Raw genomic sequence first — 23,756 nt, 5'->3', positions numbered from 1 at the left:
ACCATACCCCACCACGCCACATCCCGAGCCCATCTGGAGAAATGCCATGGATTTCAATTTTCTGCTGCCGCTGCTGGCCATGTTCACGCTGCTCGCGGCCCTCGTCTTCTCGCTTTACAGCAAGGCCGCGACCGACCGGAAGCGCAAAGATCCCACCGCGCCGAAGTCGGCGTTGGCCACAGACGGACCCGGACCCGATCCGGTGAAGACGCTGGACCGTTGATGTGAAAAGGCCCGCCGTGATGGCGGGCCTTTTGCGTATCAGGGTGATGCGGCCTTAGTTGCGCGCCTTGTCCACCATGCGACCCGCACTGATCCAAGGCATCATCTCGCGCAGCTTGCCGCCGACGACCTCGATCTGGTGTTCGTCGTTGGCGCGGCGCGATGCCTTGATCGTCGGCTGGCCCACGGCGTTTTCCTGCATGAAGTCTCGCACGAACTTGCCCGACTGGATGTCCTTCAGGACGGCCTTCATCCGTGCCTTCGTTTCGTCGTAGGGCAGGATGCGCGGGCCGGAGACATACTGGCCGTATTCGGCAGTGTTCGAGATCGAGTAGTCCATGTTGGCGATGCCGCCTTCATAGATCAGGTCGACGATCAGCTTCACCTCGTGCAGACACTCGAAATAGGCCATCTCGGGCTCGTAACCGGCCTCGACCAGCGTCTCGAAGCCCATCCGGATCAGCTCGACCAGACCGCCGCAGAGCACGGCCTGTTCGCCGAACAGGTCGGTTTCGCATTCCTGACGAAAGTTCGTCTCGATGATGCCGGACCGGCCACCGCCGATGGCGGAGCAATAGGACAGGCCGATGTCCATCGCCTTGCCCGACGCATCCTGATGCACGGCCACGAGACAGGGCACGCCGCCGCCCTTGGTGTATTCGCCGCGCACCGTATGGCCGGGGCCCTTGGGGGCCATCATGATGACGTCGACGCCGGGCTTCGGCTCGATCAGGCCAAAGTGCACGTTCAGGCCGTGGGCGAAGGCGATGGCGGAGCCTTCCTTGAGGTTGTCGTGGACGTATTTCTTATACGTCTCGGCCTGCAGCTCGTCCGGCATGGTGAACATGATGACGTCGCACCAGGCGGCGGCTTCCGCGATGCCCATGACCTTCAGGCCCTCGCTCTCGGCCTTCTTGGCAGAGGGCGAGCCGTCGCGCAGCGCGACGACGAGGTTGCGCGCGCCGCTGTCGCGCAGGTTCAAGGCGTGGGCGTGGCCCTGGGAGCCGTAGCCGAGGATCGCGACCTTCTTGTCCTTGATCAGGTTCACGTCGCAATCGCGGTCGTAGTAAACGCGCATGGGTGTCGTCCTTCGGTTGGTTGGATTTGGGGGGACCATAGGGATTTGGGACAGGGTTGTAAGGAAGATTTTTCGAGTTTATTTGATCGGATGAATGATAGTCATGCGTCGATTTGATCGTCTACGGAGATTTCATGCTTGACGATGTGGACAGGACCTTGGTGCGGCGCTGGCAGGCTGAGCCGAGCCTGACCGTGCCGGAACTGGCCGTGCTGGCAGGCCTGTCGCCGGGGCAGACGGCGCGGCGGCTGGACCGGCTTGCGGCGGACGGCGTGATCCGGGGGCAGGTGGCGGTAATCGACTGGGCGGCACTGGGCTATCCCCTGCGGGTCAGTCTGCGGGTGACGCTCGACAAGACGGTGCCGGGGACGTTCGACGCCTTTCTGGCCGCGGCGCGGGATGTGGCGGAGGTGCTGGAGATCCAGACGTTTCTTGGCCGCGTCGATGTGCGCCTGGCCCTCGTGGCGCGGGATCTGGCACATTACCAGACGCTCTACCGCACACGCATCCTGTCGCTGCCGCATATCGCCGACATCGAGGCGCTGATGGACGTGGCGGCGGTGAAGGCGGACGAGAGGTTGCCGCTGTGACCCTCGACGATACTGATCGCGCGTTGCTGCGCCTGCTGGTGGCCGACGCAGGCCAGCCGGCCAGCGTGCTGGGGCGGCAGCTGGGGTTGAGCCAGCCCGCGACATGGCGGCGGGTGAAGCGGTTGCAGGACGCAGGCGTGCTGGCGGGGCGGCGGCTGGTGCTGGATGCCGCAGCACTGGGGTTCGGGGTGACGGTGTTTCTGGGGGTCAAGCTCGCGACCAAGGGGGGCGTCAGCCTCGAGGATTTCGAGCGGGCCGTGGGGGCAATCCCCGAGGTGCAGGTCGTGACGCATGTGCTGGGCCTTTATGACTATCGCCTGCGGGTCGTGGCGCGGGATCTGGCGGATTTCGAACGGGTCCTGCGGCGCCGGATCATGACGCTGCCCGGCGTGGGCACGGTCGAGGCCAACGTGCTGCTGAGCGAGGAGCGCAGGCCGGGCCCGCTGTGAGGAGGCGTCGGTTTGGCTTTGCCAGACGCGCCGCGACGGGCCTAGGGTGGCGCAACGATGGAGGGTGCGATGAGGGATGCGATGAACACGGGCTCGGCGGTTGACCCGGACGGGCTGATGGAGTTTTCGGTGGTGTTCACCGACCGGTCACTCAATTCCATGAGCCGCGCATTTCAGGGCGTGATGACCGACATATCGGCCATGCTGAAGGAGGTTTACGCAGCGACTGCCGTGGCCATCGTGCCCGGTGGCGGCACCTTCGCGATGGAGGCGGTGGCGCGGCAGTTCGGCGGCGGTGCGCATTGCATGATCGTCCGCAACGGCTGGTTCTCCTACCGCTGGAGCCAGATCATCGACGCCGGCGGCTTTGCCGCGCAGACCACGGTGAAGATGGCGGCCCGGTCCGGCAACGCGCATCAGGCCCCCTATGCGCCGCCGCCCATCGCAGAGGTGGTGCAGGCGATCCTTGAGGCACGCCCCGACGTTGTCTTCGCGCCCCATGTGGAGACGAGCGCGGGGCTGATCCTGCCGGACGACTATATCACCGCCATGGCGGCGGCGGCGCATGACGTCGGCGCGCTGATGGTGCTGGATTGCATCGCGTCGGGTTGCGTCTGGGTCGACATGGCGGCGACAGGCGTGGACGTGCTCATCTCCGCCCCGCAAAAGGGGTGGTCGGCCACGCCGTGCGCGGGTTTGGTGATGCTGTCGGACCGGGCCGTGGCGCGACTGGCCGAAACGACTTCCACCAGCTTTGCTGGCGATCTGAAGAAATGGCGGCAGATCATGCAGGCCTACGAGGATGGCGGCCATGCATATCACGCGACGATGCCGACCGACGGGCTGCGCGCGTTTCGCGATGCGATGGTCGAGACGCAAGGTGTGGGGTTTGAGGCCGTGAAGGCCGCGCAGTGGGGCCTGGGTCGCGCCGTGCGCGCGCATCTGGCGGGGCTGGGGGTGCAGTCGGTCGCGGCGGCAGGCTTCGAGGCGCCGGGCGTGGTCGTCAGCTATACCGACGAGCCGGCGGTCAAGTCCGGCAAGGCGTTCATGGCCGAGGGCATGCAGATCGCGGCGGGCGTGCCGTTGCAGGTGGGCGAGCCCGACGATTTCATGACCTTCAGGCTGGGCCTGTTCGGGCTGGACAAGCTGGTCGACGTGGACGCCACGCTGGCGCGGCTGACGCCGGTGCTGGACCGCGTGCTGGCGGCAAAGGCCTAGCGCGCGCCCAGCCCCAGCCGCATCAGGCGGCGGCGCACCGGGGCCACGTCGTGCAGGGCGCGCACGCCCAGTGCCCGCAGATCGTGGACCAGCGGGCTGACGGCGATCGAGGCGCGGTTCAGCGCGTCGATCCCCGTGACCCGCAGGCGCATGTCGCCATGGCGCGCGCGCGCATAGGCCGCCAGCATCGGTGCCTCGCCCAAGGCATCCGGCGTCGCCACGGAAAGGTCCAGCAGGCCCGCCATGTCGGCCAGCGACATATTCAGGCCCTGCGCGCCGATGGGGGGCATCACATGGGCGGCCTCGGCCACCAGTGCGGTGCGGGGGGCGGTGATTCGGTCCGCGATCTGGCTGACGATGGGCCAGACCGACCGTTTGCCGACCAGCGTCAGCGGGCCGTTCACGCCGTGGCTGCGGGCATTGGCGGCGGCGGTGAAACTTGCATCGTCCATCGCGGCCAGCGCCGCGATCCGTGCGCCACCGTCCATCCAGACCACGGAACTGCAGGGCTGGCCGTCGTGGTCCGGCAACGGCACGAGCGTGAAGGGGCCGCCCGACTGGTGGACCTCGGTCGACACGCCGTCGTGTGGGGCGGGGTGTGTCACGGCAAAGGTGATCGCCTTTTGCCCATAGCGCGTGGTCGTCACGTCGATGCCCGCTGCCTGCCTCACGGCGGAATTGCGCCCGTCCGCCCCGATCACCAGACGCGCCCGCAAGCGTGTGCCGTCGGTCAGGCGTACGATGGCGGTGTCCAGACGCGGCACCATCCCCTCGAACCCCACGCCCGTGCGTAGGGTGACGCCGGGCAAGGCGGCGATCCGGTCCACCAGCACCCGCCGTATCAGCCAGTTCGGCACGTTCCAGCCGAACGGCGCGTCGGAAATGTCGGCGGCCACGAAATCGCGGGTCACGGCGGGGTCGCGGCCCGCATCGACGATGCGCATGGTCTGCAGCGCGGTCGCATGCGGGGCGACCGCATCCCAGACGCCGGCGCGGTCCAGAAATGCCTGCGCCGGTTGCAGGAAGGCCGTGGTGCGCAGGTCGGCCCCATCCGTGGCCGCATCCGTGACGGGGGGCGCCGGATCGACGAGGGTGACGGTGAAACCGGCAGCACCGAAAGCCGCCGCGGCCGCAAGGCCTGCCACGCCGCCGCCGCTGATAAGGATGTCTGTATGCTGTGTGTCCATGCCCCGTATGTAGGCCATGGGCGGGGCCCCGCAAAGACCGCGCGGCTGCGACATGACGACGACAGCGCTGTGGCGCACCCTTGCGGGTCCGCAGGTGGCCCCCTTATGCTGCAGCATCACGGGAAGGACACACACCATGGCGGATCGCGCGACACCACAGAAGGACGCCTATGCGCTGATCCTCGAGGCCATCGACAGTCACATCTACAAACCGGGCGATCGTCTGGTGGAAAGCGATCTGGCCGACCGGCTGGGCGTCAGCCGCACCCCGGTGCGCGAGGCGCTGCAACGGCTGGAAACGCAGAACCTGCTGACCCGCGACGGACGGTCGTTGATCGTGGCCTCGCTCGATCATACGCAGATGTCCGAACTCTACGTCGTGCGCGGCGTGCTGGAGGGGCTGGCGGCGCGTCTGGCCGCCCGCCACGCCACGCCGGAAGAGGTGGCGGTGCTGCGCGACATGCTGGCCGCCGATCAGGCGCTGGTGAACGATCCCGACGCGCTGTCACGTGCCAACCGGCGGTTCCACAAGCAGATCCATCTGGCGTCGCACAACCGCTTCCTCGTGCAGCAACTGGATCTGGTGCACCGGTCGATGGCGCTGCTGGCGACGACATCCATTTCCGCGCAGGGGCGGGGCGGCGATACGCTGGCGGAACATGCGCGGATCGTGGCGGCGATTGCCGATGGCGACGGCGACGGGGCCGATGCGGCGCTGCGCGACCACATCTCTCAGGCGTTCGTCACGCGGCTGAAGCTGGACGCGGCAAAGGTCGAGGCAGGACCGTAAGGCGGCCTTCGTTTCCAGTCGCTGCAGGCGGCGTATCGGCGGGCGCGGGGGTGGGTGCGGGTGTATCGGCGTCCACGGGGGCCGCGCTGTCACGGGACGCCAGAACGGTTGGCACGCGTGCCGTGACCCGGTGATCCGGCGGCAGCAGCAGGCCATGCTGCGTCTTGTCCCAGTAGAATGGCTTCCACGCCAGTTCCAGCAGTCCCTTGTACACCGCCAGCGCGCCCAGCGGAAAGTAAAGCTGCAGGCTGAGCGCCCATGGCACCAGCCAGCGCTTGTCCGCGCGGTGCAGCGCAAGGGCTGCGATGGCGAAATTCGCGACTTCGGCCGCGATGAACAGACCGACCATGGCCCGGAATGCCTGCGGCGACAACAGCGTTGCGAGGGGGTGATGCAACCCGAGCGGGATCAGCCAGAACGCCCATAGGAGCGGTGCCAGCAGGAATTGCGACAAGGTGCCCGCGAACAGCACCTGCACGCCAAAGAACCGCCACGCCCCCAGATCGCGCCACAGGCGCACCGGGTCGCGCATGTGGACGCACCACGTGACCGCATACCCCTTCAGCCAACGCGAGCGTTGCTTGACCCAGGTCCAGGGGCGGCCGTTCGCTTCCTCCATCGTGACGGTGGGGATGAAGACGGTGGTGTAGCCCGCCCGCGCCAGCCGCAGGCCCAGATCCGCATCCTCCGTCACGTTGTGGGCGTCCCAGCCGTGCAACGCGTCGAGGATGTCGCGGCGAAAGAACAGCGTGGTGCCCCCCAGCGGCACCACCAGCCCTAGCCGCGCATAGCCCGGCAGCACGACCCGGAACCAGCTGGCGTATTCGATGGTGAAACAGCGGGTCAGCCAGTTGGCGCTGCTGTTGTAGTAATCCAGCACACCCTGCAGGCAGGCGACCCGCGGCCCCGCGCGGGCGAAGGTTGCGGCAACGACGCGCAGCTGGTCCGGGGCTGGCGCGTCTTCCGCGTCGTAGACGCCGACGATGCTGCCGCGCGCGAAGTCGAGGGCATAGTTCAGTGCCCGCGGCTTGGTCCGCAGGGTGCCCTGCGGCACGGTGATGCGCCGCATCCACGTCAGCACGCGCGCCCGGTGCAACGCGGCCCTGGTGGTGGTGTCGTTGTCCTCGAGCACGAGGCACACGTCGAGCAGTTCGCGCGGGTAATCCAGCGCCTTGAGGCGGGCCAGCAGGTGTTCCGCGATCGCCCGTTCGCGGTAGAGCGGGATCAGCAACGTGATCACCGGAAGCGGGCCTGCGTCGACGAAGGACCCGTCGCCGGGTGAGGGGCCGTGCAGGTGGGCCGGAATGGGGACCGGGATCGGCGCGCGCAGACCAGCGAGGGCGGCCGCCACCTTGACCGCGCCGTTCACCGCCAGCAGGACCACCGCCAGCGCGGACAGCACGGCCAGAAGGGTTGCGGGCGACGCGATGGCGGCCCCCAGCAGGGCCGCGGTGCCGGCGGCCATCGCCGCCATCGCGCGTCCCGCGCGCCAGTTGCGGCTGCTTTGCCCGGCGGGCAGGCGCGTTTCGGCGCGGATCACCAGATCGGCGGCGTGGTCGCGGGACAGCGCCCCGGTAATCTGGTCGCGGGTGGACAGCATCATGCGCACCGGGCCCAGCGCGCGTTCCAGTGCTGGTCTGTGCAGGGTGAAGGTGGCGAAGGTGTCGCACAGGACCAGCGTGACATCCCCCGCCCGCCGCCAAGGCAGCACCCCGCAGGCCATGGCCGCCGCCGCGCCAAAGCGGCAGACCAGCGCCGCGTCGGGCGGCAACGCCAGCGGATCGACGATCCGTGCGGCCAACGCCTCGCCCTCGGCGACGAGAAGGCTGCGCTGCGACAGCCCGAAGCGTGTCTGCAGCACGCGCCCGAGATCAAGCCCCTCGGCGGTGGCGATCACCGAGGCAATCTCAGCGCTGCCACGGGACAGATGGCGTCCGGCGACGAGGTGGTCCGACAGATGCGGTGGCGGTCCGCGCGCCGGGGTGACGTCCGCCGCAGGATTGACGTCCGTGGCACACCCGGCGTGTGGTCGGTGATGGGGGGCAACGAACGACATGATCCACCTGCGCTATGGCGACATCAGCGCAGATCGAAGTTAATGCGGGGTTAACGTCGGCGGGCCAAGGCCGCCCGCCGGTGTCGAAGGCCTGCCGCCTCAGCCGGCCTTGCGGGCGGCCATGGCGGCGGCAAAGCGCTCGAACAGATAGTAGCTGTCCTGCGGGCCTGGGCTGGCCTCCGGGTGGTATTGCACCGAGAACACCGGCCGGTCGGCCAGTGCGATGCCGCAGTTCGATCCGTCGAACAGGCTGACGTGCGTTTCCGTGACGCCGGCGGGCAGGGTCTGGCTGTCCACGGTGAAGCCGTGGTTCATCGACGTGATCTCGACCTTGCCGGTGGTCATGTCCTTGACCGGGTGGTTGGCGCCGTGGTGGCCGTGGTTCATCTTGACCGTCTGCGCCCCCAACGCCAGTGCCAGCATCTGATGACCGAGGCAGATGCCGAAGACGGGCAGATCGCTGCGCTCCAGCACGCCCTTGATCGTGGGCACCGCATAGACGCCGGTCGCCGCCGGATCGCCGGGGCCGTTGGACAGGAACACGCCGTCCGGGTTCAGCGCCAGGATGTCGTCGGCGGTCGCCGTCGCAGGCAGCACCGTCACGTCGCACCCGGCGGAGGCGAGGCAGCGCAGGATGTTGCGCTTCGCGCCGTAGTCCACTGCTACGACCCGGTGCTGGGGGGCGGTCTGGCGGCCGTGGCCGTCCGGCCAGGCCCACAGCATCTCGTCCCAGCGATAGCTTTGCGCGCAGGTCACGTCGCGTGCGAGGTCGCGGCCCACGAGGCCCGAGAAGCCGCGTGCGGCGGCCACGAGGTCGGCGATGTCGAAGTTGCCTTCGGGATCGTGGGCCAGCGCCACATGCGGCGCGCCCTGCTGGCGGATCGCGCGGGTCAGGCGGCGCGTGTCGATGCCGCCCATGCCGATGCGGCCACGCTTGGCCAGCCAGGTCGTCAGCTCCTCGGTCGCGCGCCAGTTGGACGCCTGCGTCGGATCCCATTTCACGATCATGCCGGCGGCGACCGGGTCCGCCGTCTCGTCGTCGTCGGCGTTGGTGCCGGTGTTGCCGATGTGGGGAAAGGTAAAGGTGACGACCTGACCCGCATAGGACGGGTCGGTCATGATCTCCTGATAGCCAGTCATGGCCGTGTTGAAGCAGAGTTCCGCCGTGGTCTGCCCGGTGGCGCCGAAGCCGCGGCCATAGAACACGGTCCCGTCGGCAAGGGCGAGGCAGGCGGTCGGTCGTGTCGTGGATTGGGCGGTGGTCGTGCTGGTCATAGGTCCCCCGTTGCAGATGCCTGCGCGGTGGACCGCAGCGCCGTCCGGTGCAGGTCCGGGGCACAGGTGCGGGCGCACACATCGGCGGTGTCCTACGCAGGTGGGGGTGCGGGGTCAAGAGGCAGGCTGACGCCACGTCCGGTCGGCTTGTCAGCATCCGGGGGTGGGCCTATGGTCTTGCGACCTTATGGAATGGAACGACCATGGACGTGCGACAGCGGCTTTCACTGGCTCTCAAGGATGCGATGAAGGCCAAGGAGGTGGACCGCCTGTCTACCCTGCGCCTGATCAACGCCGCGATCAAGGACCGCGACATCGCCCTGCGCGGCACCGGCGCCGAGGAGGGTGCCGTCGTCGGCGAGGCGGACGTGCTGGCGATTCTGGGCCGGATGGTCAAGCAGCGGCAGGAAAGCGCGCGCGCCTATGAGGAGGGTGGACGACTGGAACTGGCGCAGAAGGAACTGGCCGAGATCAAGGTCGTCGAGGAATTCCTGCCTCGGCAGTTGACCGAAGACGAGACGGCGGCAGCTGTGGATGCCGCCATCGCCGAGACGGAGGCCGCGAGCATCCGCGACATGGGCCGCGTGATGGCGGCGCTGAAGGACCGCTATACCGGGCAGATGGACTTCGGTCGCGTCGGGCCGTTGGTGAAGGACCGTCTGGGCTGACGTTTGGGGGGGCGAGCACGCTCGTCGATCTGTTTTCGGCGGGTGGCCGCGCGGCGCAAGATTTTCCGGGGCCTTGCCCCGGACCCCAGGATATTTTCAACCAGAAGAAGCTGGAAGGGGCACTGCCGCAAGTCGCGGTGGCTGCGTCGGAGTGGCCTGGCCGGGCTGGCTTCTGGCGACGCCATATGATGTGTCGTGTCGAACAGACGGGCCGGCCGCCCTGTTTAGTGCACGCGATCGCTGCCCCGCAATGCCCGCTTGAGGTCGTCGTAGAGCGTCAGCCGCTCTGCGGCATCGAGGAACGCGCCGATCTCGACCTCGCGGTCGCCGCCGCGCAGGGTGATGTAGTTCTCGACCGGCCCGCCCTTTGGGTGCAGGTGGACGCTGACCCAATAACGGTTCGCCTCCCAGTCGCGGCGACGTCCGCGCGGATCGTGGCGCGTCAGGTGGGCGGTGTCACCGGTGACATGCAACTCCTCCAGCACCTCGCCGCGGCGGTAGCTGACGTTGATCGCATACCACAGCCCGGTGAAGGCGATGACGAAGAACGGAAGCAAGCCCCACAGCGCCGCAGAGCCGAGCACGGTCAGCAGCGGCAGCGCGATGATCGCAGCCGTCGCCCCCATGAACAGCACGAAATCCCGCCGCAACAGCGAACGGTAGGGCCAGAGGGCGAGGCTGAACTCTGGCTGATCCGGTGCGGGGGTGGGTGACCATTCGTAAGGCATGGGCGGGTTGTATCAGGCCGGATCGGGCTGGCAACTGCGCCGCTTGGTCGCGTGGGGCGGTCATGCTGCGGGCGCTGGGCTGGCGTGGTATTGTCGTGCGCCTCCGGCGGGAGTTTGCTTGGTCAGATGGATGGAGGCGTGCCAAGGTGCGGCGGTCGAGGCGATGCAGGGAGTGTCACGATGGCTGTGACGGTGCGGGCGGTGGCGGTCGGGGACCGGGCGGGGTGGGAGACCCTCTATGCAGGATATGCCGCCTTCTACGGCGTGGCGCAGACCCCTGCAATGCGGGTGGTGGTCTGGGACTGGCTAATGGATGCGGGGCACGGCACGACCGGGCTGGTTGCGGTGACGGATGACGGCGCGCTGGTGGGACTGGCGCATGTCAGGCCGTTCGCGCGGCCCCTGTCGGCGTCGGTGGGCGGGTTCCTCGACGATCTGTTCGTGGACCCCGCCGCGCGCGGGCAGGGCGTGGCTGTGGCCCTGATCGCGGCCGTGGCCGACATGGGCCGCGCCGAAGGGTGGTCGGTCATCCGCTGGATCACGGCCGCCGACAACGCCGCCGCACGGGCGGTGTATGACCGGGTGGCGCGCAAGACCCCATGGGTCACCTACGACATCGGATTGTCGGGCTGAACGGGGCGGCGGTCGAAACGACCGCGATGCGTCCGGCGGCTGGCCGACACCCGCGGGTGTCGGACAAATCGGCGCGCTGGATCAAAGGCCGCCTTGGGTCCTGTCTGATCGTGCAGCGGTCAGGTCAGATCCGCGATCACGCGGAAGCGTTCCCAGACGACCAACATGTCGGGCGCGTAACCACCGTTGCGGGCAAAGTAGGCGGCGTGATCCGCAGCCCAGCCGGCGCGGTCGTCGTTCTCGCCCTCGGCGAGGGCCATTTCCTCGGTCACCGCGTCGAAGCGGCAGGTGACGACCTCCAGCGTCTCGATCACCAGCACGGGCGCGCCGTCCCAGCCCAGCACGATGTCGCGGCGACCGACGCATGGCAGGACCTCGTCGCCCGTCTCGTAGTCGCGCAGCGCGCCCGTGGTGGCGGTTTTGGCACCGCTGGCGGTCAGCGCGACGAGACGCGCCGACAGGGCCGCGCTGTCGCCATAGGTGAAGGTGGTGGCACCGGGATAGCGCTGCAGCAGGGTTTCGAGGGTCGCTGGCATGGTGGGGGTCCTGATTGACGAAAGGCCCCGGATCGCTCCGGGGCCTTGATGGATGGTGTGGATGGCCTGCGTCAGTGGGCGTGGCTCTTGTCCCAGTCGCTGCGCTTGGGCAGCTGCTCGAACGTGTGCTCGGGCGGCGGGCAGGGCAGGGTCCATTCCAGCGTGTCGGCCCATTCGTTCCACGGGTTGTTCTCGGTCACTTTCGCGCCACGGAACAGGGTGTAGAACAGCACGCCGATGAAGAACAGGAACGATGCGAAGGACAGGAACGCACCCCAGCTGCTGACGTAGTTCCACAGGGCGAACGCCTCGGGATAGTCGATGTAGCGGCGCGGCATGCCCTGACGACCCAGGAAGTGCTGCGGGAAGAAGGTGATGTTCGCGCCGATGAACATCATCCAGAAGTGCAGCTTGCCGGCCCATTCGGGATACATGCGGCCCGACATCTTGGGCAGGTAGAAGTAGATGCCCGCAAAGATGGCGAACACGGCGCCGAGGCTCATCACGTAGTGGAAGTGCGCCACGACGTAGTAGGTGTCGTGATACACGCGGTCGATGCCGGCCTGGCTCAGCACGATGCCGGTGACGCCACCGACGGTGAACAGGAACAAAAAGCCCATCGCCCACAGCATCGGCGTCTTGAACTCGACCGAGCCGCCCCACATCGTCGCGATCCACGAGAAGATCTTGACGCCCGTGGGCACCGCGATGACCATCGTCGCCATCATGAAGTAGGACTGCTGCGTCAGCGACAGACCCGCCGTGTACATGTGGTGTGCCCAGACGACGAAGCCCAGCACCCCGATCGCGACCATCGCATAGACCATCGGCAGGTAGCCGAAGATCGGCTTCTTGCTGAAGGTCGCGATCACGTGGCTGATGATGCCGAAGCCGGGGATGATGATGATGTACACTTCCGGGTGGCCGAAGAACCACAGGATGTGCTGGTACAGGACCGGGTCACCGCCGCCTTCGGGCTGGAAGAAGGTCGTGCCGAAGTTGCGATCCATCAGCAGCATCGTGATCGCACCCGCCAGCACCGGCAGGGCCAGCAGGATCAGCCATGCGGTGACGAAGATCGACCAGGCGAACAGCGGCACCTTGTGCATGGTCATGCCGGGGGCACGCATGTTCAGGAACGTCGTGATGATGTTGATCGCACCCAGGATCGACGAGGCACCAGACAGGTGCACGGCGAAGATCGCGAAGTCCATCGAAATGCCGGATTCGGAGGTGGAGAGCGGCGGATACATGACCCAGCCCACACCGGAGCCGAGCTGGCCGTTGCCACCCGGTGCCAGCATGGACGCGATGCCCAGCGCCGTGCCTGCGACGAACATCCAGTAAGACAGGTTGTTCATCCGCGGGAACGCCATGTCCGGGGCACCGATCTGCAACGGCATGAAGTAGTTGCCGAAACCGCCGAACAGGGCCGGGATGACCACGAAGAACATCATCAGGATGCCGTGATAGGTGATCAGCACGTTCCAGAGGTGGCCATTGGGCGTGCAGGGGGATGCCGCGTCGGTGAACAGGCGCGCGCCTTCCATGCACATGTGCTGGACGCCGGGTTCCATGAGCTCGATGCGCATGAACACCGTGAAAGCCACCGAGATGAAGCCGACCAGCCCCGAGGTGAACAGGTACAGGATCCCGATGTCTTTGTGATTGGTGGACATGAACCAGCGGGTGAAGAACCCGCGTTCGTCTTTGTGGTCATGGCCGTGGATGGCGGCGTCTGCCATGTGGCTCTCCCTGGGGTATTGGCTACGGACGCAAGGTGCGAGTCAGACGACGCGCGGCATGCTTGCGCATGGTTCTAGTGCGTCATCGGGGCGGTCGCAACACGGATAGGGCGGTGCGCGATGGGTTACTTTGGCGCAGGGGCTGCCGTCGGCGCGGCCAGCGGCGGGAACGTTGCGTCGAACGTCTGCCGCAGGGCCGCGTCCAGATCAGCCATAGTCACGGGCAGGCCGAGGTCCACGAGGCTGGTGACGCCGTGATCGCTGATGCCGCAGGGCACGATGCCGCCGAAATGGGTCAGGTCGGGTTCCACGTTGATCGACAGCCCGTGAAAGCTGACCCAGCGGCGCAGGCGGATGCCGAGTGCTGCGATCTTGTCCTCGGCGATGGCCCCGTCGGGGCCCAGCGGCTTGTCGGGGCGGGCGACCCAGACGCCGACGCGGCCAGCGCGGATTTCGCCGCGCACGTTGAACGTGTCCAGCGTGGTGATGATCCAGTGTTCCAGATCCTGCACGAAACGGCGCACGTCGCGCCCCCGCCGTCCCACGTCCAGCATCACATAGACCACCCGCTGACCGGGGCCGTGATAGGTGTATTGCCCGCCGCGCCGCGCCTCGAACACCGAAAAGCGGTCCGGATCGCGCAGATCGGCCACCTTGGCCGACGTGCCAGCGGTATAAAGGGGCGGATGCTCCAGCAGCCAGATCGCCTCGTCCGCCTCGCCTGCGGCGATGGCTGCGGCCCGCGCCTCCATGACGGCGAGCGCGCAGGGATAGGGCACGAGGCCGTCGGAGATGATCCATTCCACCATGCCCTCGATATGGCGGTTCGGCGAGCGGTTTGGAAGGGTGCGATTTCGCCTCTTGGCACGCCGGATGGGGCGGTCTATACGCGCGCCAGCCCTGGCTTGCGGTCGTGGCGGAATTGGTAGACGCGCAGCGTTGAGGTCGCTGTTCTTTAACCGGAGTGGGGGTTCGAGTCCCCCCGACCGCACCAGGGCAAATCCCACCACATCATGGTCAGAGCGGAGGCGACATGCACCGGCGGTGACCTGTCGCGCTTGGGCTGGTCGTTTGTCCCGCACCCACGCTATCCTGCTGCGAACGGCTCAGCGAAAGGACAGCGATCATGCCCAAAGGCTACCTCATCGGCCACATCCGGGTCACCGACCCCGAAGGCTATCCCGAATACGTCCGGCGCGACACGCCGATCCTCGAATCCCACGGCGCGCGGTTCATCGTGCGCGGCGGGGCCAGCGTGACACCCGAAGGCGTCGACATGGGCCGCCACGTGGTGATCGAGTTCGACAGCTATGCCGCAGCCAAAGCGGCCTACGAGGATCCGGCCTATCAGGAGGTCGCGGGCATCCGCCGCGCCTGTGCCGAAAGCACGATCATCCTCGTCGAAGGGGTCTGAGGGCCGGTCACGGCAGGCCAGCCTTCAGGGTAAAATCGCCAGCCAGCCCCAGACCGTCAGGATCGACAGGGCGGTGGCGATCAGCACCGCACTCGCCGCGACGCGGCGGGCGCGGCCATACATGTTGGCGAAGACATAGGCGTTCACCCCGGGCGCCATCGCCGATGTCAGGATCGCGGATCGCAGTTCCGGCACGGTCAGACGGGCAGGCCCCGACAGTACCCAGACGATCGCCGGGTGCAGGATCAGGCTGAGCGAGACGACGAACAGGATCGCGCGCATGTCGCCTTCGGGCCGGTAGCGATAGAGGACGCCGCCAAGTCCGAAGAGGGCAGCGGGCAAGGCAGCCCGCACCATCAGATCGATGGCGTCGGTCAGCGTGCCCGGCAGCGCCACCCCCGACAGGTTCACCGCCAGTCCCAGCAGGATCCCGATGATCAGCCCGTTGCTGAAGATCGCCTTCGCAACCTTGCCCGGCAGGGCGCGGGCGGATTGCCCGCGGTTGCGCGCCACCTCCATCGCGGTGATGCCCAGCGCATAGCCGAAGGGCGAGTGCACCGCGATGATCGCATAGTTGGCGGCTAGCGCATCGGTGCCATAGGCGCGTTCGGTGATCGGCAGGCCAAGTAGCAGCGTGTTGGAAAAAAGCGCGCAGAAGCCGAAGACGACCGCATCCTCCCAGTCGCGCTTGAACAGGACCCGCGCCCCGATCAGCACTGCCAGGAAACAGACCGTGGCCCCGGTGTAGAAGGACAAGAGCAGCCCCGCGCTGAAGTTCTGGCCCAGATCCAGCGTGCTGATCGCGCGGAACAGCAGGCAGGGGATGGCGAAGCTTTGGGTGAACTGCATCAACCCGTCCACGCCCGCATCGCTGAACAGGCCGCGCCAGACGGCGGCATAGCCCCCGCCGATCACGAGGAAGACCGGCAGGATGACGTCGAGGAGCGCGCTCATGGGCGGGGCCTGTGCTGGGGGCGGGGGCCGGCAATGGGGGCGGGGGCCGGGAATTGGGCGGGGGCCGGGGTGGAAACGAGGGACGGGCCTCCGACGGGTGTATTCTTGGCAGGATGATGCGCGGGCTGGCGGTGGCGGGGGGAGGGGCGGAAGAAAGGGCCTCCGGCAGGAGTATTTGGCAAAAAGCGAGGCCTACAGTGTGGAGGCCGGGTTGGGGTGCCTCAGGACGGCAGCGTGAGCGTGAGACCATCGTGGGCGGGGATGGTGCCTGCGGGCAGCTCGGCCAGCAGGGTGCGGTAGTCGAGGTCGATGTGCATGTTGGTCAACACCGCCTGCCGGGGCCGCGCGCGGGCGATCCAGTCGAGCGTCTGGCTCAGGTGGCTGTGGCTGGGGTGCGGGGTGCGGCGCAGCGCATCGACGATCCAGATGTCGAGATCCGACAGCATGTCCCACACCGGCCCCGGAATGTCGGACACGTCCGGCAGATAGGCAAGCCCGCCGATGCGGAAGCCCAGCGCCGGGATTGTGCCGTGCGCCACCTGAAACGGTGTCAGCACGATGCGGCCACCGGCGCCGTCCACGTGCACGTCGCCCCGGATCGCGCGCAGATCGCAGATCGGCGGATAGGCGGAGCCGGGGGGCGTCTCGAACGCATAGCCGAAGCGGTCGAGAAGGGCCTGTGTGGTGGGTGCGTCGGCCCAGATGTCGAGGCGCTTGCGCATGTTGAACACGACCATGCGGATGTCGTCGAGGCCGTGGACATGGTCCGCGTGGGGGTGGGTATAGACGACGGCATCCAGCGAGCCTACGCCCGCGTCCAGCATCTGCGCGCGGAAATCGGGGCTGGTGTCGATCACGACGCGGGTGGTGCCGTCCGGTCCATAGCGTTCCACCAGCAGCGAACACCGCCTGCGGGCATTGCGCGGCTCGCCTGGATCGCAGTCGCCCCAGTGGCCGCCGGGGCGGTCGCCCAGTCGCGGCACGCCCCCCGACGATCCGCAGCCGAGGATGGTAAAGCGGTAGGTCATGCGGCCTTCCAGAACAGCCGGTCGAAGTTGGCGCTGGTCGCGGCGGCGAACGCCTCCAGCGACATGCCGAAGGTGTCGGCACCGACCTGCGCCGTGTGCGCCACGAAGGCGGGCTCGTTCCGCCGCCCCCGGTGCGGCGGCGGGGCGAGGTAGGGGCTGTCCGTCTCGATCAGGATGCGCTCGATGGGAGCTGACGCGAAGATGGCGCGCAGGTCGGTCGATTTCGGAAAGGCCGCGATGCCGGACATCGACAGGTAGAACCCGAGGTCGAGCGCGGCCTGCGCCAGCGCGGGCGAGGACGAAAAGCAGTGCATCATGCAGGTGAACGGGCCTGCGGCGTGCTCCTCGGTCAGGATGCGGGCCATGTCGTCGTCGGCGTCACGCGCGTGGATGATCAGCGGCAGGCGGGTTTCGCGGCATGCGGCGATGTGGATGCGCAGGCTGTCCTGCTGGGCCGCCTTCGTCTCGGCGGTGTAGTGGTAATCGAGGCCGGTCTCCCCGATGCCGACCATCCTGGGATCCTGAGCAAGGGCCACGAGGTCGTCCACGGTGACGGGGGCATGGTCGGCCACGCTCATCGGGTGGACCCCTGCGGCCCAGAACACGCCCGGATGGGCGCGCGCGATGGCTGCGACGCGGGGGGCGTTGGGCAGTTTGGTGCAGATCGTCACCATGCGCGTCACCCCCGCCGCCTGCGCACGGGCGATCACCGCGTCGCGTTCGTCGTCGAAGTCGGCGAAATCCAGATGGCAGTGCGCATCGACGAGGGGGGGCGCATCACCGACGTTGTGCGCATCGACGGGAGTGGGACGGATCATGGCGCGGATACCTTCAGCGGGCGACGGTGGCCTGTGCCGTCCGTTCGATGCTGAACAGCATATCGAGGATCAGCGCCGCAGGGTCAAGGTTGACCGCCCGCCCGTGACGGGCCCGGGCGGTGGCCGTCTGCTGCACATCCGCCCAGGCGCGGGCGGCGGCATCGTGCGGCGACAGGCGGGCCAGCAGGCGCGCCTCGCCGGGCGCACCCTGCGTCACGGGTTCGCCCATCAGCCCGGCGCGCGCGGCCCGGCCAAGGAACCGGTCCACGAGATCGAGGGTCAGGGCGAAGCGGGCCTCGTTCGCGCGCCCGGTGCAGCCTTCGGCCAGCTTGATCGCGGCGGTGCGGTCCATCTGCGGCAGGCTGGTCAGCAGCCCGATGATCTGGGCATAGGTCTGCAGCCCGTCCTGCGTCAGCAGGCGCAGGGCATCGCCAGCGGACCCGGCCGACAGGGTCGCCAGCGCCTCGCTCGCCGCCGTGTCGTGCCCGGCCTGCAGCAGCGCCGCCCCCAGATCCTGCGGCGACAGCGGCTTACAGCGCAGCACGCGGCAGCGTGACCGGATCGTCGGCAGCAGCCGCGACGGCTGGTGCGCGATCAGCATGAAGGTGGTGCGGGCGGGCGGTTCTTCCAGCAGCTTGAGGATGGAGTTGGCGACGGTGACGTTCATTTCGTCGGCGGCGTCGATGATGACGACCCGCTGGCCGCCGTCGGTGCCGGACATCTGCAGGAACTGCTTGAGCCGGTTGTCGCCGTCGTCGTGTCCGCGCAGGGCGGCCACGGTGATGTCCTGCTGCAGGGCCGTGCCGTCCTTGTTGGGCACGCGGCGCAGCACGAAGAGGCCCGGATGGCTTCCTGCATCGATCAGGCGGGCGTCGGGATTGTCGGGGGCCACGTCCAGCGCCGTAACAGGGGGTGGGTCACCGAACAAGCCGCCCGCGTCGGTTTGGCGCTGCGACAGCAGGAAACGCGCGATCTTCCACGCCAGCGTTGCCTTGCCCACGCCGCGCGGGCCGGTCAGCATCCATCCCGAATGGAGCCGCCCGGTGTTCCAGGCGGTCAGGAAATCGGCGATTGCGGCGTCCTGACCGAACAGGACCTGCGTCTCGCGCGGGTGGGGGGCGCCGGTGATGCGGTCGGGTTCGGCCAGGTCGGTCACAGGTGCGACCGAATGTCTGCGGCGACCACTGCGGGATCGCGGTCGCCGTCGATGACGATGCAGCGATCTGTGGCCGCCTGCGCCAGCGACAGGAAGCCGTCGCGCAGCGCCTGCTGAAAGGCCAGCCCCATGTCCTCGAACCGGTCCTCGCCGCTTGACCGCGCGAGCCCCCGGCGCAGGGCCGTGGCCGCATCCATGTCGATGACGAAGGTCAGGTCCGCCTCGCGCCCGATCATCAGGTCGTGCAGCCGGTCCACGAGGGTGCGCAGATCGCCGCGCGTCGCCCCCTGATAGACGCGGGTGCTGTCGGCGAAGCGGTCCGAGATCACCGTGCGCCCGGCCGCCAGTGCGGGCAGCACGGTCTTTTCCATGTGGTCGCGGCGGGCGGCGGTGAACAGCAGGATCTCGGTCTGCGCGCTCCATCTGTCGGGATCGCCGGTCAGCAGCAGGCTGCGGATCTCTTCCGCGCCGGGGCTGCCGCCCGGTTCGCGCGTCAGCAGGACATCGGTCCCCTGCGCGCCCAGATCGTCGGCCAACAGGCGGGCCTGCGTGGACTTACCGGACCCGTCGATCCCTTCGAAGGTGATGAACCGCCCTTGGGGTGTCGCGGGCACCGGCGCAGGCGCGGTCATGCGGGGTCGGTGACCTCGGCATCCTCAACCTGCGGGGCGCTTGTGGGGGCGTCCTCGGCGGGCGGCGTGACGATCTTGCCCATCACGACCTGCGCCGCGGTCCGCATCCGCGGCATGAAGCCACCCATGGGCACGTCACGGTCGGCGACCAGCGGGACCCGCTTTTCGGGCAGACCGTCCAGCGTGATGACCAGCTCGCCCAACTGCTCGCCCGCTGCGATGGGGGCCTGCACGGGGGTGTTGAACACCGCCTGTGCGTCGATCCCGTCCTGCTGCAGGCTGGGCACCAGCAGCGACAGATCCTCGGCCACGGTCAGGCCGACCTGCGGCAGCGCGCCCATCCACACGTCCACGTCCGCGATGCGGGTGCCCGCGCGGGCCATGTCGCGCTGTGCGAACTGGCGGAACGCCCAGTTGACGACCCTTTCCGATTCCTCGCGCCGTTCCGCCGCGGTGTCCATGCCGGTCAGCACGAAGATGATGCGCCGCCCGTCCTGCTGTGCGGACCCGACAAGGCCGTAACCCGCCTCTTCGGTGTGGCCGGTCTTGAGGCCGTCGGCCCCGATGCCCAGCCCGAGGATCGGGTTGCGGTTCTGGGTGTTGGACGGCACGCGCCCGTCGAACGGGAACTCGGTTTCCGAAAAGATCGGATAGAACGTCGGAAAGTCGGTGATCAGGTGATCGGCCAACGTGCCCAGATCGCGCATCGACATCAGATGCCCCGCCGCCGGCCAGCCGCTGGAATTGGCAAAGGTCGAATTCGTCATGCCCATCTGGCGCGCGCGTTCGGTCATCATGCGGGCGAACCCGCCCTCGGTGCCGTCCGGCGACAGCGCCTCGGCCAGCACGACGGAGGCGTCGTTGCCCGACAGCACGATCACGCCGCGCAGCAGGTCTTCGACACTGACCCGGTCGGTGGTGTCGAGGAACATGCTGGAGCCGCCGAAGGACGCCGCGTGTTCGGACACGGGTAGTTCTTCGTCGATGCGCAGACGGCCGTCCGCGACGGCCTCGAACGCCATGTAGATGGTCATCAGCTTGGACATCGACGCGGGCGGCAGCGGCTGGTCGGCATTCTTGTCGAGCAGCACCGTGCCGGTGCCGGCGTCCAGCACATAGGCGGCACCGGCCGTGGTTTCGAGCGCCTGCGCACCTGCCGCACCGGCCGACAGGCACAGCGCGAACAAGAGGAAGGGGCGGGTCAGGGCACGCATCATGGCAGTCGCTCCGGGTCTGGGGTCCTAGTTCGTCACGGCGTAGGCATCGGGAAAGCCAAGCCCCTTCACGGTGGCCAGCACCGCGTCGCGGTCGGATTCGGTGGGGGCGGGGCCCACGACCACGCGCCAGAACGGCTTGCCCTGGCTGTTCCCTGCCAGCACGCTGGCCGACAGGCCGTTGCTGCGCAGCCGTTCGGCGGTCTCGTTCGCATTCGCCTCGACACTGAAGATGCCGATCTGCAGGAAGGGACGGGCGATGGCGGATCCGGTGGCCACGGTGGCGGCTGGCGCGGGGGCGGCGGGTGCCGCCGTGGCGGTGTCGTCCACCAGCGCCGTTTCCGTCACGGGCGAGGCCGCGGCGCCACCGGTGGTCGGTGCCGCATCGTCCAGCGGCACGGCGGCGATGACCTCGGGTGCCTCAAAATCGGTGATCGCGGTGGCCGTGGGGGCCGGCGCTTCGGCGCGGCGCAGCGCCACCACCTCCAGCGTTTCCGGCGCACCTGCCAGCAGGCCCAGCGCCTCGGCGGCGTCTGACGACACCTGCAGCGCGGGTCCGGGGTTCTCCAGCTCGCGCCGGAACAGCGCACCGATCACGAAGTTGCCGTTCGCGGTATTGCGGATGATAACGCGCTCCGGGTCCGTCACCTCCGGGTGGGCCACCCAGACGCCGCCCAGCGACGGGCGACCGTCCCACAGGCCCGCCTCGGACTTGGAAAAGATCTCGGGCGCTTCGATGTCGCTGTCGGCCAGCGCCATGCCATCCGCGGTGACCGCGTCGGCCGCACCGGCTGCTGCATCGCGCGCCGGCAACTTGTCGCAGCCCGCGACCGCCACGCTGGTCAGCAGCGCGGCAAGCGCGCCCCATCGCCGCAGGCCCCGACCATGGCCGCGGGCGGGGCCGGAGTCTGTGCCAGTGTCCCTGATCGTGATCTGCAGCCCGTCGACCATCGCTCGCCCCTCGTGTGTTCGCGTTTGCGCCAGCGGTTCGACAGGATCTGTCGTGCGGCGCACCCAACCGTGCGGATGGTCCGGCCACCCGCATTTTTCGGCACATTAGCGAGACGCGTGCCAACATGAAAGGCCGTGCCCCCGTCCCGGCGCGGGTTTTCGCCAAAGCGTGAGGGGGCCGCAGGCCGGCTCGGCGTCCCGGCAGCAGGGGGCCCTGTGGCCTTCGGTCGCCGCTTGCTGTGGCCCGCGTCCCGCAGTAAGACGCCGCCCACGGAGGCTTGGCAGAGTGGTCGATTGCAGCGGTCTTGAAAACCGCCGAGGGTGTGAGCCCTCCCAGGGTTCGAATCCCTGAGCCTCCGCCACTTGCCCTGAGAAACGTTTCTCCCGACCCGGCTGCGGTCAGAATTTCCCGTTGTTTTCGAGGGTTATGCGGGTGGGGCTGTTAACCGGCTTCGGTTGCATGAGGCCCGGAAGCGTTCTCTCCGGGCCATTATTCTCCGGACCTGTTAACCGCAGCCATTCCGGTTATCAGCGTTAAAGCATTGGTGTGGCAGCATTAATTGGAACAGCGCATCTCGATAGTTTTGCAAGTTCATCCGGATGCCGGACGGAACCGAGATCGAACAGTAGAGCTGCGATGGCCGTGAATCCACTCCGGCTTCCAAATGACAACGCTATATCCGTTCGCGCTTTGTGCTGTGCCAGGATCGTGCTACGATGTCAAAAAAGCGTGAGGCGAGCAGTTGGCGCAGAAGTCGGAGATCGAGTGGACAGACGCAACTTGGAACCCGGTCACGGGCTGCACCAAAGTTGGTCCGGGATGTGACAACTGTTACGCAGAGCGTTTCGCGGAGCGCTGGCGTGGAATTCCGGGGCATCCGTACGAACAAGGCTTCGACCTGAAACTGTGGCCATCAAGGCTACGACAGCCAGCGCTTTGGAAAAAGCCGCGCATGATTTTCGTGAACTCGATGAGCGACCTCTTCCACAAGGAAATCGATCGCGCATACATCGACCAGGTGTTCGACGCCATGGAGCACGCGGATTGGCATGTCTATCAGGTTCTGACCAAGCGGAGTTCGCTCATGCGCAACTATATCCGGACGCGGTATGACGGCGGGCCAGTCCCACGCCACATCTGGCTAGGCGTCTCGGTTGAGGACGCCGCACACACCAGCCGTATCGAACATCTGAAACAGATCAACTCGGATGCCCGCTTCATCTCGTTTGAACCGCTGCTCGGGGCGATCGGCGATGTCAATCTGCGAGGGATCGCGTGGGCCATCGTCGGAGGTGAAAGCGGTCCCCGGGCGCGGCCCATGGAGGAAGTTTGGGCTCGCGAGCTTCGTGACACCTGCGACCGTGACGATGTAGCGTTCTTTTTCAAACAGTGGGGCGGCGCGCGACCAAAATCCGGGGGGCGTCTGCTCGATGGCGAAGAGTGGAACGGCTTTCCTTGGCAGATCGTCCCTGAACCGATAATTCGTGCTCTACAGCCAGAGGATGCTTGATGCCGCCTCGGATCGAAAACTACCAAGGACGCGAACAGTCATTCATCAAGCACCTGTTTCTTAACAAATATCTCGAGTCTGCCGCCTACAAGCTTTTTCAGGGCAGATCGCCGGTGTTCAATTTCGTCGACGCATTCGCTGGGCCTTGGCGCGTGTCAGACACGAACATGTACTCTGACGCTTCCTTCTCGCAAGCCATTGAGACGCTTGAAACAGTGCGCAAGTCATTGCTCGAAATGGGGCGGCCAGGCCTCAAGGTGCGTTTCCGGTTCTGCGAACGAAACCCGGCCTCAGTCGCAAAACTTACGCAGTTCGCGGCGCAGAAATCCGAGTTTGACATCAAGGTTTTCTCCGGTCCCTTTGAGGACAATCTCGATGGTATCCGAAGTGAATGCCGCGACGGCTTCACCTTCACGTTCATCGACCCCACAGGTTGGAACGTCGAATCCTTCAAGGTCTTTGATTTCCTAAGAGCATTGAATGGGGAGTTCCTGTTCAACTTCATGGCCGAGGAAGTGAACCGTCATGCCGGTTGGGATGGTGTCGCAGAGTCTGTTGGGCGGTTCCTTGCGGACCCTGCTTGGAAAGCAGCGTTCGAGGCGCTGCCCGAGGCTTCCATCGAGACGAAGATCTTGCGGCTTTTGAAAGCCAAGATGAAGGAAGCGAGGGTCGCAACCTATCTGACGGATATGGCAATCCGAAAACCGCGCGAGGATCGGATCAAGATGCGTCTGATCCTGGGCACACATAGCGGATTTGGTGTGGAGGTCTTCCGGACGGTTCAGGAAAAGGTAGAGAAGGAGGCAGTTCGTATCCGTCCGGTTGTCCCGCTCTGACGACTGGATGGAGTATCAGCTAGATGTCCATCATCGATAAATGGACATCTTGTGGTGAGTGATGGCG

At 67.1% G+C, this 23,756-nt stretch carries 25 protein-coding genes and 2 tRNA genes; 12 read left to right on the top strand and 15 right to left on the bottom strand.

Features of this window, described 5'->3' with window-relative positions; translation table 11 throughout:
- The first annotated feature begins 46 nt into the window (after positions 1-46).
- Entirely contained in the window at positions 47-223 is a 177-nt protein-coding gene (locus BMX16_RS17635; RefSeq protein ID WP_177174652.1) for a hypothetical protein, read from the top strand.
- 54 nt (positions 224-277) lie between these two features.
- On the opposite strand, the gene ilvC is transcribed toward BMX16_RS17635, so the two are convergent.
- On the bottom strand, positions 278-1,300 hold the full coding sequence (gene ilvC / locus BMX16_RS12275) for a ketol-acid reductoisomerase (RefSeq protein ID WP_089903947.1): 1,023 nt from the start codon (positions 1,298-1,300) through the stop codon (positions 278-280).
- Positions 1,301-1,434: 134 nt separating this feature from the next.
- On the opposite strand from ilvC, the gene BMX16_RS12270 reads away from it, so the two are divergent.
- From BMX16_RS12270 to BMX16_RS12260, 3 genes are all read left to right on the top strand, one after another.
- Entirely contained in the window at positions 1,435-1,890 is a 456-nt protein-coding gene (locus tag BMX16_RS12270) for an Lrp/AsnC family transcriptional regulator (protein WP_089904063.1), read from the top strand.
- Positions 1,887-2,339, top strand: coding sequence for an Lrp/AsnC family transcriptional regulator (locus tag BMX16_RS12265; RefSeq protein ID WP_089903943.1), 453 nt, complete (start codon positions 1,887-1,889; stop codon positions 2,337-2,339). The genes BMX16_RS12270 and BMX16_RS12265 overlap by 4 nt, the downstream gene beginning before the upstream one ends.
- A 69-nt stretch (positions 2,340-2,408) precedes the next feature.
- A complete protein-coding gene (locus BMX16_RS12260) occupies positions 2,409-3,557 on the top strand; it encodes an aminotransferase class V-fold PLP-dependent enzyme (protein WP_245731520.1) in 1,149 nt (382 codons plus the stop codon).
- On the opposite strand, the gene BMX16_RS12255 is transcribed toward BMX16_RS12260, so the two are convergent.
- The gene (locus BMX16_RS12255) at positions 3,554-4,762 is read right to left on the bottom strand and encodes an FAD-dependent monooxygenase (RefSeq protein ID WP_245731519.1); all 1,209 of its coding nucleotides are present in this window, start codon (positions 4,760-4,762) and stop codon (positions 3,554-3,556) included. The two genes, BMX16_RS12260 and BMX16_RS12255, sit on opposite strands and share 4 nt — an antisense overlap.
- Positions 4,763-4,880: 118 nt before the next feature.
- Between BMX16_RS12255 and BMX16_RS12250 the strand changes: the two genes are divergently transcribed.
- Positions 4,881-5,534, top strand: coding sequence for a GntR family transcriptional regulator (locus tag BMX16_RS12250; protein WP_089903935.1), 654 nt, complete (start codon positions 4,881-4,883; stop codon positions 5,532-5,534).
- Here the strand turns inward: BMX16_RS12250 and BMX16_RS12245 are convergent.
- Both BMX16_RS12245 and carA read right to left on the bottom strand, forming a co-directional pair.
- Positions 5,488-7,590, bottom strand: a complete 2,103-nt coding sequence (locus tag BMX16_RS12245) for a glycosyltransferase family 2 protein (RefSeq protein ID WP_089903932.1) — start codon at positions 7,588-7,590, stop codon at positions 5,488-5,490. The two genes, BMX16_RS12250 and BMX16_RS12245, sit on opposite strands and share 47 nt — an antisense overlap.
- A 99-nt stretch (positions 7,591-7,689) precedes the next feature.
- Entirely contained in the window at positions 7,690-8,865 is a 1,176-nt protein-coding gene (gene carA / locus BMX16_RS12240) for a glutamine-hydrolyzing carbamoyl-phosphate synthase small subunit (protein WP_089903929.1), read from the bottom strand.
- Positions 8,866-9,068: 203 nt separating this feature from the next.
- Here carA and BMX16_RS12235 point away from each other — a divergent pair, with 203 nt between their 5' ends.
- Positions 9,069-9,533, top strand: a complete 465-nt coding sequence (locus BMX16_RS12235) for a GatB/YqeY domain-containing protein (RefSeq protein WP_089903924.1) — start codon at positions 9,069-9,071, stop codon at positions 9,531-9,533.
- Positions 9,534-9,757: 224 nt separating this feature from the next.
- Here the strand turns inward: BMX16_RS12235 and BMX16_RS12230 are convergent, their stop codons facing one another.
- Positions 9,758-10,261 carry a DUF2244 domain-containing protein gene (locus BMX16_RS12230; protein WP_089903920.1) on the bottom strand — a complete coding sequence of 168 codons (504 nt, stop codon included), beginning with the start codon at positions 10,259-10,261 and terminating at the stop codon, positions 9,758-9,760.
- Positions 10,262-10,441: 180 nt separating this feature from the next.
- On the opposite strand from BMX16_RS12230, the gene BMX16_RS12225 reads away from it, so the two are divergent.
- Positions 10,442-10,894 (top strand): GNAT family N-acetyltransferase, encoded by a 453-nt coding sequence (locus tag BMX16_RS12225; protein ID WP_089903917.1) that lies wholly within the window; start codon positions 10,442-10,444, stop codon positions 10,892-10,894.
- Between the two features lie 119 nt (positions 10,895-11,013).
- On the opposite strand, the gene BMX16_RS12220 is transcribed toward BMX16_RS12225, so the two are convergent.
- The 3 genes from BMX16_RS12220 to lipB all read right to left on the bottom strand — a co-directional run bounded on the left by BMX16_RS12220 (position 11,014) and on the right by lipB (position 13,984).
- Positions 11,014-11,430 (bottom strand): ASCH domain-containing protein, encoded by a 417-nt coding sequence (locus tag BMX16_RS12220; protein ID WP_089903914.1) that lies wholly within the window; start codon positions 11,428-11,430, stop codon positions 11,014-11,016.
- Between the two features lie 71 nt (positions 11,431-11,501).
- Positions 11,502-13,175, bottom strand: coding sequence for a cytochrome c oxidase subunit I (gene ctaD, locus BMX16_RS12215; RefSeq protein WP_089903911.1), 1,674 nt, complete (start codon positions 13,173-13,175; stop codon positions 11,502-11,504).
- A gap of 125 nt (positions 13,176-13,300) precedes the next feature.
- On the bottom strand, positions 13,301-13,984 hold the full coding sequence (gene lipB, locus BMX16_RS12210; protein ID WP_089903908.1) for a lipoyl(octanoyl) transferase LipB: 684 nt from the start codon (positions 13,982-13,984) through the stop codon (positions 13,301-13,303).
- A gap of 98 nt (positions 13,985-14,082) precedes the next feature.
- On the opposite strand from lipB, the gene BMX16_RS12205 reads away from it, so the two are divergent.
- Together BMX16_RS12205 and BMX16_RS12200 are read left to right on the top strand one after the other, a co-directional pair.
- Positions 14,083-14,169: transfer RNA gene (locus BMX16_RS12205), tRNA-Leu, on the top strand.
- A 132-nt stretch (positions 14,170-14,301) separates the two neighbouring features.
- Positions 14,302-14,589: a DUF1330 domain-containing protein gene (locus tag BMX16_RS12200; RefSeq protein WP_089903905.1), complete on the top strand. Its 288-nt coding sequence runs from the start codon at positions 14,302-14,304 to the stop codon at positions 14,587-14,589.
- Positions 14,590-14,613: 24 nt separating this feature from the next.
- On the opposite strand, the gene BMX16_RS12195 is transcribed toward BMX16_RS12200, so the two are convergent.
- The 7 genes from BMX16_RS12195 to BMX16_RS12170 all read right to left on the bottom strand — a co-directional run bounded on the left by BMX16_RS12195 (position 14,614) and on the right by BMX16_RS12170 (position 21,342).
- Positions 14,614-15,543: an AEC family transporter gene (locus BMX16_RS12195; RefSeq protein WP_089903903.1), complete on the bottom strand. Its 930-nt coding sequence runs from the start codon at positions 15,541-15,543 to the stop codon at positions 14,614-14,616.
- Between the two features lie 221 nt (positions 15,544-15,764).
- Positions 15,765-16,571 carry an MBL fold metallo-hydrolase gene (locus tag BMX16_RS12190; protein ID WP_089903901.1) on the bottom strand — a complete coding sequence of 269 codons (807 nt, stop codon included), beginning with the start codon at positions 16,569-16,571 and terminating at the stop codon, positions 15,765-15,767.
- Entirely contained in the window at positions 16,568-17,389 is an 822-nt protein-coding gene (locus BMX16_RS12185; protein ID WP_089903898.1) for a TatD family hydrolase, read from the bottom strand. The genes BMX16_RS12190 and BMX16_RS12185 overlap by 4 nt, the downstream gene beginning before the upstream one ends.
- A gap of 13 nt (positions 17,390-17,402) precedes the next feature.
- A complete protein-coding gene (locus tag BMX16_RS12180; RefSeq protein WP_245731517.1) occupies positions 17,403-18,545 on the bottom strand; it encodes a DNA polymerase III subunit delta' in 1,143 nt (380 codons plus the stop codon).
- Entirely contained in the window at positions 18,542-19,177 is a 636-nt protein-coding gene (tmk, locus tag BMX16_RS17980; RefSeq protein WP_245731515.1) for a dTMP kinase, read from the bottom strand. The genes BMX16_RS12180 and tmk overlap by 4 nt, the downstream gene beginning before the upstream one ends.
- Positions 19,174-20,394: a D-alanyl-D-alanine carboxypeptidase family protein gene (locus BMX16_RS12175; protein ID WP_089903890.1), complete on the bottom strand. Its 1,221-nt coding sequence runs from the start codon at positions 20,392-20,394 to the stop codon at positions 19,174-19,176. Before BMX16_RS12175 ends, tmk begins: the two co-directional genes overlap by 4 nt.
- Positions 20,395-20,418: 24 nt before the next feature.
- Complete coding sequence (locus BMX16_RS12170) at positions 20,419-21,342, bottom strand: SPOR domain-containing protein (protein WP_089903887.1); 924 nt, start codon at positions 21,340-21,342, stop codon at positions 20,419-20,421.
- Positions 21,343-21,614: 272 nt separating this feature from the next.
- Here BMX16_RS12170 and BMX16_RS12165 point away from each other — a divergent pair.
- The 3 genes from BMX16_RS12165 (at position 21,615) to tcmP (ending at position 23,689) form a co-directional block, all read left to right on the top strand.
- Positions 21,615-21,704 (top strand) — tRNA-Ser (locus tag BMX16_RS12165).
- A 381-nt stretch (positions 21,705-22,085) separates the two neighbouring features.
- Positions 22,086-22,853: a DUF5131 family protein gene (locus BMX16_RS12160; protein ID WP_089903885.1), complete on the top strand. Its 768-nt coding sequence runs from the start codon at positions 22,086-22,088 to the stop codon at positions 22,851-22,853.
- Positions 22,853-23,689, top strand: a complete 837-nt coding sequence (gene tcmP / locus BMX16_RS12155; protein WP_089903882.1) for a three-Cys-motif partner protein TcmP — start codon at positions 22,853-22,855, stop codon at positions 23,687-23,689. The genes BMX16_RS12160 and tcmP overlap by 1 nt, the downstream gene beginning before the upstream one ends.
- Positions 23,690-23,756: the final 67 nt, after the last annotated feature.

Source organism: Loktanella fryxellensis, assembly GCF_900110065.1.
GTDB classification, from domain to species: Bacteria; Pseudomonadota; Alphaproteobacteria; order Rhodobacterales; family Rhodobacteraceae; genus Loktanella; species Loktanella fryxellensis.
The sequence above is the reverse complement of the archived record's forward strand: the minus strand, read 5'-3'. Positions and strand labels throughout refer to the sequence as shown.

What these genes read in the sequence shown, in the direction of transcription:
- BMX16_RS17635 (WP_177174652.1), top strand. Translation starts at nt 47, where the DNA reads ATGGATTTCAATTTTCTGCTGCCGCTGCTGGCCATGTTCACGCTGCTC.
- ilvC (WP_089903947.1), bottom strand. Translation starts at nt 1,300, where the DNA reads ATGCGCGTTTACTACGACCGCGATTGCGACGTGAACCTGATCAAGGAC.
- BMX16_RS12270 (WP_089904063.1), top strand. Translation starts at nt 1,435, where the DNA reads ATGCTTGACGATGTGGACAGGACCTTGGTGCGGCGCTGGCAGGCTGAG.
- BMX16_RS12260 (WP_245731520.1), top strand. Translation starts at nt 2,409, where the DNA reads ATGAGGGATGCGATGAACACGGGCTCGGCGGTTGACCCGGACGGGCTG.
- BMX16_RS12255 (WP_245731519.1), bottom strand. Translation starts at nt 4,762, where the DNA reads ATGGCCTACATACGGGGCATGGACACACAGCATACAGACATCCTTATC.
- BMX16_RS12250 (WP_089903935.1), top strand. Translation starts at nt 4,881, where the DNA reads ATGGCGGATCGCGCGACACCACAGAAGGACGCCTATGCGCTGATCCTC.
- BMX16_RS12245 (WP_089903932.1), bottom strand. Translation starts at nt 7,590, where the DNA reads ATGTCGTTCGTTGCCCCCCATCACCGACCACACGCCGGGTGTGCCACG.
- carA (WP_089903929.1), bottom strand. Translation starts at nt 8,865, where the DNA reads ATGACCAGCACGACCACCGCCCAATCCACGACACGACCGACCGCCTGC.
- BMX16_RS12235 (WP_089903924.1), top strand. Translation starts at nt 9,069, where the DNA reads ATGGACGTGCGACAGCGGCTTTCACTGGCTCTCAAGGATGCGATGAAG.
- BMX16_RS12230 (WP_089903920.1), bottom strand. Translation starts at nt 10,261, where the DNA reads ATGCCTTACGAATGGTCACCCACCCCCGCACCGGATCAGCCAGAGTTC.
- BMX16_RS12225 (WP_089903917.1), top strand. Translation starts at nt 10,442, where the DNA reads ATGGCTGTGACGGTGCGGGCGGTGGCGGTCGGGGACCGGGCGGGGTGG.
- BMX16_RS12220 (WP_089903914.1), bottom strand. Translation starts at nt 11,430, where the DNA reads ATGCCAGCGACCCTCGAAACCCTGCTGCAGCGCTATCCCGGTGCCACC.
- ctaD (WP_089903911.1), bottom strand. Translation starts at nt 13,175, where the DNA reads ATGGCAGACGCCGCCATCCACGGCCATGACCACAAAGACGAACGCGGG.
- lipB (WP_089903908.1), bottom strand. Translation starts at nt 13,984, where the DNA reads ATGGTGGAATGGATCATCTCCGACGGCCTCGTGCCCTATCCCTGCGCG.
- BMX16_RS12200 (WP_089903905.1), top strand. Translation starts at nt 14,302, where the DNA reads ATGCCCAAAGGCTACCTCATCGGCCACATCCGGGTCACCGACCCCGAA.
- BMX16_RS12195 (WP_089903903.1), bottom strand. Translation starts at nt 15,543, where the DNA reads ATGAGCGCGCTCCTCGACGTCATCCTGCCGGTCTTCCTCGTGATCGGC.
- BMX16_RS12190 (WP_089903901.1), bottom strand. Translation starts at nt 16,571, where the DNA reads ATGACCTACCGCTTTACCATCCTCGGCTGCGGATCGTCGGGGGGCGTG.
- BMX16_RS12185 (WP_089903898.1), bottom strand. Translation starts at nt 17,389, where the DNA reads ATGATCCGTCCCACTCCCGTCGATGCGCACAACGTCGGTGATGCGCCC.
- tmk (WP_245731515.1), bottom strand. Translation starts at nt 19,177, where the DNA reads ATGACCGCGCCTGCGCCGGTGCCCGCGACACCCCAAGGGCGGTTCATC.
- BMX16_RS12175 (WP_089903890.1), bottom strand. Translation starts at nt 20,394, where the DNA reads ATGATGCGTGCCCTGACCCGCCCCTTCCTCTTGTTCGCGCTGTGCCTG.
- BMX16_RS12170 (WP_089903887.1), bottom strand. Translation starts at nt 21,342, where the DNA reads ATGGTCGACGGGCTGCAGATCACGATCAGGGACACTGGCACAGACTCC.
- tcmP (WP_089903882.1), top strand. Translation starts at nt 22,853, where the DNA reads ATGCCGCCTCGGATCGAAAACTACCAAGGACGCGAACAGTCATTCATC.